Source organism: Raineyella fluvialis, assembly GCF_009646095.1.
Lineage (GTDB): Bacteria > Actinomycetota > Actinomycetes > Propionibacteriales > Propionibacteriaceae > Raineyella > Raineyella fluvialis.
The window spans coordinates 1,480,994-1,493,440 of the sequence record NZ_CP045725.1 but is presented as its reverse complement, the minus strand read 5'-3'; the positions used below and the strand labels follow the sequence as shown (position 1 = coordinate 1,493,440).

The following is a 12,447-nucleotide window of genomic DNA, read 5'->3' as shown; positions in this document are numbered from 1 at the left end:
CCGCCCCACCGTGGGGACGGTTCAGCACGCGCGGCAGCGTTCGGATCGTGTGGATCGTGTGGATCGTGTGGATCAGGAACGGCGATCGGGCTCAGCCGGCCAGGACCGACAGCCCGTTCAGCACCTTCTGCTCCAGGCGCAGGTGGCGTTCGAGCTGCTCGTGCGCATCATCGAGGTGGAAGGCATGGCCTTCGTACTCGGACAACAGGACGCCCTGGAAGCCGGACTCGACGATCGCCGCCAGCAGCTTGTCGACGGGGATCTGGGGATCGGTGAGGTCCTGCGTCACGTGGTAGAACTTCGAGTGGAAGTACTGCGTGCGGTGCAGCAGCGTCCTGAAGCCCTCGATGTCGGCCGGCCCGAACGACAGGAAGCCGAACATCTCGCTGATCGCCCACTTCTCGGCCTCGCCGCCACCCATCGACGCGATCGTGGCCTGCATCCCGGCCTCGTCGAGACCGTCGTGGCGATGCTCGATCACGTAGTCGAGCAGTTCGGGCTTCGCGCCGTTGGCGATATGACGATCCAGGGCCGGCTGGGCCGGACGCTCGATGAAGCAGCCGAAGTCCGGCACCAGCCCCATATACGGGCTGTCGATCTCGTCCATCCTCGCCAGCATCGCCTGGATGCTCGCATCGCTCGGCTTGTGCGGCGCGTGCACCTCGATGCCGATGCGGACGCCGTACCGTTCGGCCATCGCCGCGGAGGCCTCCAGCAGGTGCAGCGGAATGTCGCCGGAGCGCAGGAAGGGTGCGCCCAGGTCGCGGGCCGTCATCAGGTCGGCGGTGACGTCCAGCATGATGTCGGCATCAGTGGCGTCCCGGCCGGTGATCTTGCCCTTGTCGAGGTAGCCGCCGTAGCTGTTCGCCCGGACGCCGTACTTCTCGGCCAGTTGGTTGATCGCCCGGATCTCGGCGGCCTTGGGACGGGGGTACTGGTCGAACACCATCGAGCCGATCAGCTCGAACTTCTGCACGCCCAGGTCGTTGAGCTCGGCGAACATGTCCGCCACGCCGTAGGACGGGACGTCGACGAGCCGCTCCTCGAACCCGTACAGCGACACGGCCTGCTCGATGCGGCCGATGGTGGTCGGTGCCGGCTCGGGGCGCTCGGACTGCCCTGAGCGCTCGGGGTGCTCGGTGACGGCGACACCCGATGCGGTGACGACGACACCCGACGCGGTGCCGGCGTCCGCCTCCGCCTCCGCCTCCGCCTCCGCCGGCAGCAGGGTCAGCGTCCGGGTGGCCGAACCGTCGACCATGCCGTACGCACCGGGGCCGAACTGCATGTAGACGTTGCGCAGATCGAGCCGGACGGCGACCTCGTGATCGCCGGCGGCGAGCCCGCCGTTGAACACCTTGACGTGCAGGTCGCGCTTGACCCCCAGAACTCGGTCCAGGCCAGGGCCAGTTCGTGCGGCTGGAACAGCTTCTCGTTGAACTCGACGAGGATGAGCTCGGCCGGGACGAGTTCGCCGTCGACGGTGATCTCGAGCTTCTCGATCGCCGACAGCGGCAGGCCGCGGTAGTAGTTGAGGCCGATGTCGAGGGTGAACCCGACCGTACGGTCACGGAGCGTCAGCTCACGGAGCGCGTCCTCCCGGAGGACCTTGTCCTCGTGCGGGAGCTTCATGAACAGTGTGGGCACTGTTGTCTCCTTCTTCGTGTGATGGTCAGGCGATGGGGTGTGCGGGAGCGTGCTGCGAGCCGGCGCCGTGCGGGGAGGCGTCCTGCGAGCCGGCGTCGTGCGAGGGGATGGTGACGGTCCGCGCGTACGCCGTCCGGGAGGGGAACGGCAGGTAGCTGATCCGCAGCGGCTGGAGCGCCTCGATGCGGTGTTCGCCCGGGGCGAGACCGCCGGGGACCAGCGCGGTGATCGTCGCGGTGTCGGTGAGTTCCCAGCGGGAGTCCCCGTCGTGGGCGAGCTGGTCGAAGGTCCAGGTCCGTCCGCCGAGGCCGAATCGCAGCTGCTCGGTGGGGATCGGCTCGCCGCCGTCGACCCGCACCTGGTACGGCTCGACCATGCTGACGCCGAGACCGCGGTAGTAGGCCAGTCGGGTGTCGAAGGCGAAGCCGACGACCTGGTCGTCCTCGACGACGTTGCGGACGCTGCCCTCGCCGACGATGTAGGTGTCGAACATGTTCAGTTCCCTTCGGTGTGGGCGGGGCGGCCGGCCTGGGCGGGGCGGCCGACCGGTGCGGGCCCCTCGACGGACGCGCCGTTGTCGATCAGCCGGCGCATCATCCGTTGGTGGCGGCCGACCTGGCCGTACGAGTCGACGGTCTCGACGTCCTGGATGTGGCGGTTGCCCTCGTACTCGCTGCACAGGTAGCCGCGGAAGCCGCCGACCTGCAGCGCGGTGATGATCTCCGGGTACGGGATCGAGTATTCGGTCTCGTCCGGGCACATCTCGTAGAACTTGGCGTGCACATGGTTGATGTAGTCCACGTGGTCGGTGAGCTGCTTCGGGTCGGTCTGGATGAAGTGGGTCGTCATCCGGGCGAAGCCGACGGTCACCGGGTCGGCGCCGGAAGCCTCGATCCGCTCGAACAGGGCCTTCGTGTCACCGCCGTCGTCGTAGTTCTGGGCGCAGCGGCGGACGACGGCCTCGTCGGCCCCGTCGCGGATCGCCCGCTCGATCACCACGCGGGGGAAGCGGCGGACGTAGATGCCGAGGTCGGGCACGCAGCCGACGACATCGGTGCCGACGCGGTCGGCGACGTCGAGGTGTCGCTTGATCCAGGGATCGTCGAACGAGAACGGGGCGTGCACCTCGACTCCGAGCTTCACCCCGGCGTCGCGGGCGTACGGAGCGGCGGCCTCGACGACCTCCGGCGGGGTGTTGACGATGACGCGGATGCTGGTGGCCCCCAGCTTGGCGGTGTGGTCGATGTCGCGCCGGACGGAGGCGACCATCTCGTCGTGGGAGAGCAGCCGGTCGGGCCACTTCTTGGTGTCGAGGAACAAGTCGTGGGCGACGGAGACGGTGCCGTACGTCTGCATCCAGCCGGCATAGGTGGCGTAGAAGTCGTCGGAGAGGTCGGGGTAGCCGGGCATCATCTGCTCGGCCAGGGTCTCGATGCCCTCGGCACCGAGTTCGGCGGCCGCCGCGATGCAGCCCTCCAGGTCGCGGCGTCCCTCGTAGTAATCCTCCTGGAAGGAGTACAGGCTGACGCCCGTACGGAGGTCGTGGGTCATGGTCATCTTTCGCGTTCGGTGAATGCTGGGGGCGCGCCGTGGGGACGGCGCGGTGGGGCGGCCAGCTCGCGCAGTGCGCCGAGATCGCCGCAGTAGGTGCAGAGCCCCCGTATGAGGGGCGAAATCGTCTCAGGCGGACGTCAGCCGACGGCCGCCGGCGCTCTGTCGAGGGCCGCGTCGAGGTGTTCAGCGGAGAACACCGCGTCGATCGCCATCCGGGAGGCGCCCTGGACGCCGCCGAGCGCACCGGACTGGGCCACCGTCACCCGCAGGTTGCGGCTGGCCAGCGGGAGGGCGCGGGAGTAGATGGACTCGCGGACCCCGGCGAGCAGCGGCTCACCGACCTCGACGATCTCGCCGCCGATGACGATCACCCGGGGGTTGAACAGCGCCGTGCAGGCGGCGAGCACGTCGCCGATCGCCCGGCCCGCCTCGCGGAGGGCGTGGATGCTCTCCAGGTTGCCGGCACGGACCAGGTCGACGACATCGCGCGGTGAGCCGGCCGGGATGCCCTGCTCGGTCAACGTCGCGGCGATGCTCATCCCCCCGGCGAGCGACTCCAGGCAGCCCCGGTTGCCGCATCGGCACGGCCGCTCGCCCGCCGCCGCGGAGTAGACGTGGCCGAGGTCGCCGGCCGCACCCTCGGCGCCGTGCAGGAGCCGGCCGCCGCTGATGATGCCGGCGCCGATGCCCGTCGCCACCTTCACGTACATCAGGTCCTGGACGCCCGGCCAGGCGACGGCGCGTTCGCCGAGGGCCAGCACGTTCGCGTCGTTGTCGACGAACACCGGGCAGCCGTACCGCTCCTCGAGCACCCGGCGGACGTCGTAACCGTCCCAGCCGGGCATGATCGGCGGGCTGGTCGGGCGCCCGGAATCCTGGGCGACCGGGCCGGGCAGGCCGATGCCGACCGCCATCACCTCGCGCACCGCCGGCCCGACGGAGAGCTCGACCACCTGGGACCGGAGGGCGTCGAGCCGGTCGAGGACCAGGCCCATCACCGTCTGCGGGCCCTCCGCGATCGGCACCGCGTCGGTCGTGTGGGCGAGCACCTCGCCGAAGAGGTCGCTCACCGCGCAGGTGGCGTGGTTGGCCCCCAGGTCGACGGCCAGGACGATCTTGTCGTCGGCGTTGAAGGCGTACGCGGCCGAGGGGCGGCCACCGGTCGCCGTCGCCTCGTCGGTCTCGCGGACGAGGCCGGCGTCGGTGAGCACGGCCAACCGCTGGGCGACGGTGGTCCGGGCCTGGCCGGTGAGCAGGGCCAGGTCGCGCTTGGTCCGCGGCGTGCCGTCGCGGAGGATCTCGAGGATCTCACCCGCGCTTCCCGGCTGATGCATCTGCCCCTCCCCCTTGTGCATGTTCCGTTCCTATTCTTCATCGCTGCGGGTCAGTTCTGCCCGCTTGATCCGGCCACGGGCCGGACTTCTGTCGTTCCTGCTCGGAGGTGGTGGGCCGAGGGCTCCCGGCCCACCACCGTCGGACGCCGACCCGGTCTCAGACCTCGGCCTGGGCCGCAGATCGTCGGGCCTCGAGACGCTCGCGGATCCCCGCGTAGCTCTTCTCGGTGATCGGGTAGAGCAGCACCGGAACGATCGCCAGCAGGCTGAGGACCGCCGGCACGATGTTCACGGTGAAGTTGATGCCCATCGCCGCCTGCGCGGTCTGCTCATGGGCGTTCGCGACGTAGCCGAAGGCGCCGAGCAGGATGGCCCCGAGCGCCGCACCGACCGCGGCCGCGATCTTGGTGGCCAGGCTGACCGCGGCGTACGCCGTCCCGTCGCTGCGCACACCGGTCAGGTCCTCGGCGTGGTCGATCGAGTCGGGCACCATCGACATGATGATCGGGGCGGCGAAGTTGCCCAGGCCGTAGAGGGCGGTGAGCACGATGACCATCGTCACGTTCGACGGGTTGACGAAGAACAGGATGATGGTCGGCACCGCGGTGACGATCATCGAGATCGTCACGGTCCGCTTCTTGCCGAGCAGCTTGGCGAGAGGGGCGAACACCGCGATACCGATGGCGCCCGCGATGGAGGGCAGCATCATCAGCAGGGCGATCAGATCGAAGCGGTGCATCAGGTAGATGTAGTAGTAGACCGCCACGGCGAGCCGGCCGAAGAGGCCGGTGAGGATGAAGAACAGGGCGGCCGCGACCAGCATCAGCGGCTTGTTGCCCAGGACGACCTTGAGCGTCGTCTTCAGCGGAACCTTCGTCTGCTGGATGTCGGGCTGGATGACCTCCTTGCACTTGGCGAAGACGGTCCAGAACATCGGTACGGCGATGACGGCCATGATCGCCGCGGTGATGGTGAAGCCGCCCACCGTCGTGGTCTTGCCGTCACCGACCCCGCTGAAGCGGAGGATCAGCGGCATGGTGAGGGCGCTGAGCGCCACGGCGCCGAGATTGGTGCCGATCATGCGGAAGGAGTTGAGCGAGACCCGCTCCTGCGCATCCCGGGTCATCACCGTGGACAGCGCACCGTACGGCAGATTGACCGCCGAGTAGAGGAAGCCCATCAGCAGGTAGGTGACGAGAGCCCAGACGAACTTGACCGTATGACCGCCGGGGACCGTCATGAAGGTGAGGATCACGCTGACCGCGAGGATGGGGGCGCCGAAGAGGAGCCAGGGGCGGAAGCGTCCGTACTTGGTGGGGTGCCGTTCGGCGAACGCCCCGAGCATCGGGTCGAAGACAGCATCGGCCACACGGGCCACGAGCATCAGGACACCGACGCTGGCGGCCGCGAGGCCGACGTTGTCGGTGTAGAAGAGGACCAGGTAGCTCGAGGCCAGGGTCCACATCAGCTGGCTGGCGAAGTCGCCGAGGCCATAGGAGAGCTTGGTGCCGAAGGACAGCTTCTTGTCCACGGTCGCCGCCAAAGGAGCTGTCACGCGAGCTCCTGTCAGTTGCTGTTCAGCCATTTTGAGAGTTCTCTTCTCTGATAACACCACATTGTGTCTGGCTACTGCCGGCCGCATCCAACGGCGCAGTTTCAGTGAGTGGTGAGGCCACCCGCGTCCGTGCCAGCGGACGCGGGTGGTGCCGCTCGACGCGCGGCTCCTCGTGCCCGGGGCGCGGCGTCGGCGCCGCGCCCGAGGAGGGTCAGTGCTCGCCCTGGGCGCCGACCAGTTCGGCCGCGTCGAGCTCGGGCTCCCGGTTGAAGTAGACCGGCTCGCCGGTCGTGGCGGAGGTGTAGATGGCGTCGAGGATCTCGGTCACCACGCAGGCCTGCTTGGCGGTCACCAGCGGCTCGGTGTCGTTGAGGATGGCGTTCAGCCACTGCTCGGCCTCCAGGCCGCCCATGTAGGCGAAGCCCGCCATGGTCTTCTCCCCGGATCCGAAGTACGCGCCGCCGATCTCGGGCTTGGTGGTGACAAGTTCGCCGCCCTGGACGTTGTTGAGGGTCACCAGCTGATCGCTGCCCAGCGGCACGACATCGGCGCCACCCTCGGTGCCGCACAGCTCGACACACGCCTCACGGGACTCGGCCACGTTGAGGGCCCAGGCGGCCCGGACGAACAGCGAGGCGCCGTTGGTGAAGCGGACGAAGCCGAAGGCGGAGTCCTCCACGGTGTAGGTCTCGGGGTCCCAGGGGCCGGCCATGTTGCCCTCGGGCTTGTCACCGAGCTTGTAGTTGACGACACCGGTGACCGAGTCGATGTCGTAGTTGTCCATGTACCACAGGGCCAGGTCGATGGCGTGGCCGCCGAGGTCGATCAGCGGGCCACCGCCCTGCTTCTCCTTGTCGGTGAAGACGCCCCAGATCGGGACGCCGCGGCGGCGGACGGCGTGGGCGGTCGCGGCGTAGATCTCGCCCAGGCGGCCCTCGTCGACGACCTTGCGCAGGTACTGCGACTCCTTGCGGAGCCGGTACTGGAAGCCGACGGACAGCTTCTTGCCGGTGCGCTCGGCGGTCTCGAGCATCTTGCGGGCGTCGGCGCCGGTGATGGCCATCGGCTTCTCACAGAGCACGTGCTTGCCGGCCTCGAGGGCGGCGCAGGTGATCTCGCAGTGGCTGACGTTCCAGGTGCAGACGTGGATGACGTCGATGCTCGGGTCGGCCAGCAGTTCCTTGTAGTCGGTCGTGACGTACGAGTCGGCGGAGCCGTACGAGTCCTTGGCGGCCTGGGCGCGGTCGAGGTCGAAGTCACAGAAGCCGACGATCTCGCACTTGTCGAAGTGCTGCGACAGGCCGACCAGGTGCTTCTGGGTTCCGATGAACCCCAGGCCCACGATCCCGATCCGAAGTTTCGTCATTGAAGTCCCTCCAGCGGTGGATCTTATGATCACGTTGATCAGAAGTGCTCTGACCATATGCCCGAAAGATGCGCAAGTCAACCCGTCGATATGATGGGAGTGCCTCAGCAGACCTCAAGGAAGGCACCATCGTGGCCCCCGTCCCAGCCCAGGACCCCTGGGCGCAGGTCTCCGAGATCCTGCGCCTCATCCGCACCGGGCACGCCCAGACGCGTCCGGAACTCGCCGACGCCACCCGCCTCGGGCGCAACGTGATCACGCTGCGCATCCAGGCAGCAGAAGAACTCGCCCTGATCCGGCCCTCGGGCGACCTGCGGTCCCGGGGTGGCCGGGCCGCCGAGGTCTGGGAGTTCCGCGGCGAGGAGGGCCGCATCCTCATCGGCACTCTCGGCGTCGACCGCTTCCGGGTCGCCCTCGCCGACCTCAGCGGCACCCTGCTGGAGAGTCGCGTCGTCGAGTTCCCCCTCACCGCCGACCCCCTCCGCACCTGCACCCGCATCGCCGAGGAGATGGAGGCGGTGCTGGCCACCCAGGAGGAGGGCGATCTCTGGGGAGTCGGACTCGGGATGCTGGCCCCGGTCAACGCCGTCACCGGGCGCAGCACGGACCCCGTCACGTCGACGCAGATGGTGCGCTGGCCCAAGGATTTCGACATCCGCCACTGGTTCACCCAGCGGATGCAGGTCCCGGTGTGGGTGGAATCGGTCTCCAATCTGATGGCCCTGGGCGGAGCGGAAGCCCCCGGCGCCCCGGCCGACCTGATCTTCGTACGGATGGACAAGGGCGTCGGCAGCGGGATCATCTCGGGCGGGAAGCTGCACCGGGGTGCCGACTGGGTGGCCGGGGAGATCACGCACATCGCCGTCTCCGACGACCCGCGGCGGATCTGCATGTGCGGCCGGATCGGCTGCCTGGACGCCTTCGCCGGCGAGTGGGCGATCGAGGCCGACGCCAAGCACGCCCTGGCGGAGGGCCGCAGCCCTTACCTGACGAACCACCCCACGGCCACGGTCGATGACGTGGTGGCCGGCGCCGGGTCGGGCGACGTGGCCTGCACGGAGATCGTCCTGCGGGCCGCCGAGGCGATGGGTCGGGCTCTGGCCGCGGTGGTCACCTGGTTCAACCCGCGCCGGGTCGTCGTCGGCGGCAGCGCGTTGGCGGTGGACCCGCTGTTCCGCAGCACCCTCAGCCGCACCCTGCACGCGCGGGCACTGGGTGCCTCGGTGGAGCACCTCGAGCTCGAGGTCGGCGCGCGCGATCGGGTCGAGGAGGTCTACGGAGCGGTCGCGATGGTCCGCGACGCCCTGCTCTCCCCGGACATCCTCGCCGAGTGGGCCCCGGTCGGATCCCCCCGGAAGGCGCCCGCCCTGCTGACCCGGGAGACGCAGTCCTGACCGACGACGGCTGCGCTTGCACTCCTCGCCACTTATGCATATTCTGTGCTTAAGAGCGCAGGAGTTGCCCCTCTTTGCGCCGTAATGGAGGCTTTTGAGCCCTCATTTGTCTCAATGAGGAGAGCTAATGCAGCAGAAGATGCCCCACCTGGTCACCTTGTTCACCGGCCAGTGGGCCGATATGCCGTTCGAGGAGGTCTGCCGGCGCGCCTCGGAGTGGGGCTTCGACGGGCTGGAGCTCGCCGCCTCCGGCGACCACCTCGATGTCTGGGCCGCCGCCGAGGACGACGACTACCTCGCCGCCAAGAAGGCCACGCTGGAGAAGTACGGCCTGCAGGTCTACGCGGTCAGCAACCACCTCACCGGCCAGTGCGTCTGCGACGACCCGATCGACGAGCGCCACCGCGGCATCGTGTCGGCCCGGATCTGGGGTGACGGCGACCCCGAGGGTGTCCGCGCCCGCGCGGCCGAGGAGCTGATGGTCACCGCCGTCGCGGCCCGCCGGCTCGGCGCCCAGGTCGTCACCGGCTTCACCGGCTCGAAGATCTGGAAGTACGTCGCGATGTTCCCGCCGGCCAGCGAGGAGATGATCGCCGACGGCTACGCCGACTTCGCCGACCGGTTCAACCCCATCATGGACGTCTACGAGGAGAACGGCGTCAGGTTCGCCCTCGAGGTGCACCCCTCGGAGATCGCGTACGACTACTGGACGACGAAGCTCACCCTTGACGCGATCGGCAACCGCGAGGTCTTCGGCCTCAACTTCGACCCCAGCCACATGAACTGGCAGCAGTTGGACGCCCCCGGCTTCCTGGTCGACTTCGCCGACCGGATCCACCACGTGCACTGCAAGGACTCGAAGCGCCGCTTCAACGGCCGCAACGCCCCGCTCGGCTCGCACCTGGCCTGGGGCGACCCGCGCCGCGGCTGGGACTTCGTCTCCGCCGGACGGGGTGACGTCGACTGGGAGGCGATCTTCCGCACTCTCGGTGGCATCGGCTACTCCGGCCCGATCTCGGTCGAGTGGGAGGACGCGAGCATGGACCGGCTCGTCGGCGCCCCGCAGGCGCTGCAGTTCGTCCGCGACAACCTGTTCACCCCGCCGGCCGCCGCGTTCGACGCCGCCTTCTCGAACCACTGAGGCGACGACGATGACCCACGATTCCCTCACCCACGATTCCCTCACCATCGGCGTCGACATCGGCGGCACCAAGATCGCCGCCGGCGTCGTCACCGCCTCGGGCCAGATCTGGGCCCGTACGATGCGCGCCACCGATCCCGCCGACCCCGACCAGATCGAGGCCGCCGTCGCCGACGCGGTCGCCGAACTCGTCGCGCAGTACCCGGAGGTCACCGCCGTCGGCGCTGCCGCCGCCGGCTTCGTCGGCCCCGACCGTACGACCATGCTCTTCGCGCCGAACATCGCCTGGCGCAACCATCCCCTCGGCGCCCGGCTCGCCGAGCGGATCGGCCTACCGGTGGTCATCGAGAACGACGCCAACGCCGCCGCCTGGGCCGAGTACCGCTTCGGCAACGGCCGCGGCGCCGCGAACATGGTGATGCTCACCCTCGGCACGGGTCTCGGCGGTGCGGTGATCTGCGACGGCCACCTGGTCCGCGGAGCCTTCGGAGCAGCAGCCGAACTCGGCCACATGACGATCGTCCCCGACGGCCACTACTGCGGCTGCGGCCAGGAAGGCTGCTGGGAGGCCTACTCCAGCGGCACCGCGCTGGCCAAGCTCGCCCGCAACGTCGCCGTCGCCGACCCCGAGGGGGCCCGGCCGATGCTCGCCATCGCCGACGGCGAACCCTTGACCGGCGCCCACGTCACCGCCGCCGCCCGCCAGGGAGACCCCGTCGCGACCGGGCTGCTCGTCCGGTTCGGCCGCTACCTCGGCCTCGGGGTGGCCACCCTCGCCGCGGTCGTCGACCCCGGCCTCGTCGTGGTCGGCGGTGGCATCGCCGCCGCGGCCGGCGACCTCATCCTCCCGGCGGCCCGCGAGGGATTCCTCGCCAAGCTCTCCGGACGCGGCTTCCGTGGCGAACTGGACATCGTCACCGCAGCCCTCGCCAACGACGCCGGCCTCATCGGCGCCGCCGACTCCGCCCGCACCCTGGACCCCGCCGTCGCCGTCGCCGGCGCCGCGGTCCCGGTGCCCGCCTGAACGAACGGATACCCCATGAACCAGATCAAAACTGCCGTCTCCCTCTACAGCCTGCAGGATTCGTACGCCCGGGGGCGGATGGACCTCGCCGGCGCACTCGCCTTCGTCGCCGACACCGGCGCCCAAGGCGTCGAGCTGATCAGCGACCAGATGATCACCGGCACGCCCTTCCCGACCGACGAGACTGTCGCCACCTGGCGTACAGCCCTCGACGCCTCGGGCCTGCAGCCGGTCTGCAACGACATCTTCATCAACTCCACGATCTACCGGAACCGCACCCTGCGCGTCCCTGAGCAGGTCGAACTGCTCAAGCGCGACCTCGACGTGAGCAAGCGGCTGGGCTTCGACCTCGTACGCCTCGTCTCCGACACCTCCGCGGAGGTCACCGAGGCCGCCCTCCCGTACGCCGAGCAGATCGGCGTCACGATGGCGCTGGAGATCCACGCCGGGATGAGCTTCCAGGGCTCCCTGACCCGGGAGTGGATCGAGATGATGAAGCGGGTCCAGTCCGAACGCCTCGGCCTGGTCATCGACTTCGGCATCTTCTGCGACCGCCATCCCCGCATCTCGACCGACTACTTCCGCAGCATCGGCCTCACCCCCGCCGTCGCGGACAAGGTGAACGACCTGTACGAGGCCAACGGCGACACGCGGCGGATCTTCGGGACCTCGTTCGGCCACGGGATGAACTTTCCCGAGGAGCTGACCAGCCTCTTCCGCTCCCCCATCGACGGTGAGTACGCCTTCTTCTCCACCGGCTACGAGAACACCCCGCTGGACGTCCTCGACGAGTACCTGCCCTACACCCGCCACTTCCACGGCAAGTTCTACGAGATGCTGCCCGACGGCACCGAGTACTCCATCGACTACCCGACGATCCTCACCCGGCTCAACCGGCTCGGCTACGACGGCTACATCGCCAGCGAGTACGAGGGCAACCGGTTCACCCCGATCGACCAGCCGGTCGACGACCAGGGCCAGGTCCGGGCCCACCAGGCGATGCTCGCCGCCCACCTCAACGACGGGAAGTGACCCCATGTTCGACAGCTACGTCTTCACCGAAGGCTCCGCCCGCAACATCACCGAGGGCGAGGAGGTCATCGGCTTCCAGCTCGAGACCCTGATCACCTATTACCGCGGCATCCCCCTGTCGATGGTCCACGACGTCGAACTCGTCGTCGACGGCGTCGACGTGCCCCGCGACGAGATCGTCATCTCGCCCAACGGCACCGACTGGTTCACCCTCGACGAGGCCACCACGGTCACCACCTACCGCTGGGAGTACGGCACCCCGCTGCACGTACGCCGTCTCCTGCCCGGCGGCCTGCCCGCCGGCGAGCACGAGATCACCCTGCGGCTGAAGATCCGGGTGGCGTACATCCCGGTGCCGTTCGGCGGCGAGCGCACCCGGCTGGTCACCGTCTGATCCGCC

General features: G+C 69.1%; 12 protein-coding genes. 5 read left to right on the top strand and 7 right to left on the bottom strand.

The annotated features are described in order from the left end of the window. Positions 1-91 precede the first annotated feature (91 nt). The 7 genes from Rai3103_RS06850 to Rai3103_RS06825 all read right to left on the bottom strand — a co-directional run bounded on the left by Rai3103_RS06850 (position 92) and on the right by Rai3103_RS06825 (position 7,456). Positions 92-1,003 (bottom strand): TIM barrel protein, encoded by a 912-nt coding sequence (locus Rai3103_RS06850; protein WP_228489310.1) that lies wholly within the window; start codon positions 1,001-1,003, stop codon positions 92-94. Between the two features lie 227 nt (positions 1,004-1,230). Then, on the bottom strand, positions 1,231-1,647 hold the full coding sequence (locus Rai3103_RS17665) for a C-glycoside deglycosidase beta subunit domain-containing protein (RefSeq protein WP_228489238.1): 417 nt from the start codon (positions 1,645-1,647) through the stop codon (positions 1,231-1,233). A 25-nt stretch (positions 1,648-1,672) separates the two neighbouring features. Further along, on the bottom strand, positions 1,673-2,140 hold the full coding sequence (locus tag Rai3103_RS06845) for a C-glycoside deglycosidase beta subunit domain-containing protein (protein WP_194793313.1): 468 nt from the start codon (positions 2,138-2,140) through the stop codon (positions 1,673-1,675). A 2-nt stretch (positions 2,141-2,142) separates the two neighbouring features. Next, positions 2,143-3,198 (bottom strand): sugar phosphate isomerase/epimerase family protein, encoded by a 1,056-nt coding sequence (locus tag Rai3103_RS06840; protein ID WP_228489237.1) that lies wholly within the window; start codon positions 3,196-3,198, stop codon positions 2,143-2,145. A gap of 140 nt (positions 3,199-3,338) precedes the next feature. Continuing rightward, a complete protein-coding gene (locus tag Rai3103_RS06835; protein WP_194793312.1) occupies positions 3,339-4,556 on the bottom strand; it encodes an ROK family transcriptional regulator in 1,218 nt (405 codons plus the stop codon). 136 nt (positions 4,557-4,692) lie between these two features. Beyond that, positions 4,693-6,090, bottom strand: coding sequence for an MFS transporter (locus Rai3103_RS06830; RefSeq protein ID WP_194793311.1), 1,398 nt, complete (start codon positions 6,088-6,090; stop codon positions 4,693-4,695). A gap of 211 nt (positions 6,091-6,301) precedes the next feature. After that, positions 6,302-7,456 (bottom strand): Gfo/Idh/MocA family protein, encoded by a 1,155-nt coding sequence (locus Rai3103_RS06825; protein WP_153571958.1) that lies wholly within the window; start codon positions 7,454-7,456, stop codon positions 6,302-6,304. 131 nt (positions 7,457-7,587) lie between these two features. On the opposite strand from Rai3103_RS06825, the gene Rai3103_RS06820 reads away from it, so the two are divergent. The 5 genes from Rai3103_RS06820 to Rai3103_RS06800 all read left to right on the top strand — a co-directional run bounded on the left by Rai3103_RS06820 (position 7,588) and on the right by Rai3103_RS06800 (position 12,441). After that, complete coding sequence (locus Rai3103_RS06820; RefSeq protein WP_194793310.1) at positions 7,588-8,850, top strand: ROK family protein; 1,263 nt, start codon at positions 7,588-7,590, stop codon at positions 8,848-8,850. Positions 8,851-8,977: 127 nt separating this feature from the next. Beyond that, on the top strand, positions 8,978-9,991 hold the full coding sequence (locus Rai3103_RS06815) for a sugar phosphate isomerase/epimerase family protein (RefSeq protein WP_228489236.1): 1,014 nt from the start codon (positions 8,978-8,980) through the stop codon (positions 9,989-9,991). A gap of 10 nt (positions 9,992-10,001) precedes the next feature. Continuing rightward, positions 10,002-11,015 carry an ROK family glucokinase gene (locus tag Rai3103_RS06810; protein WP_153571956.1) on the top strand — a complete coding sequence of 338 codons (1,014 nt, stop codon included), beginning with the start codon at positions 10,002-10,004 and terminating at the stop codon, positions 11,013-11,015. A 15-nt stretch (positions 11,016-11,030) separates the two neighbouring features. Continuing rightward, entirely contained in the window at positions 11,031-12,047 is a 1,017-nt protein-coding gene (locus Rai3103_RS06805) for a sugar phosphate isomerase/epimerase family protein (protein WP_153571955.1), read from the top strand. A gap of 4 nt (positions 12,048-12,051) precedes the next feature. Beyond that, positions 12,052-12,441, top strand: coding sequence for a C-glycoside deglycosidase beta subunit domain-containing protein (locus Rai3103_RS06800; RefSeq protein ID WP_153571954.1), 390 nt, complete (start codon positions 12,052-12,054; stop codon positions 12,439-12,441). Positions 12,442-12,447 lie beyond the last annotated feature (6 nt).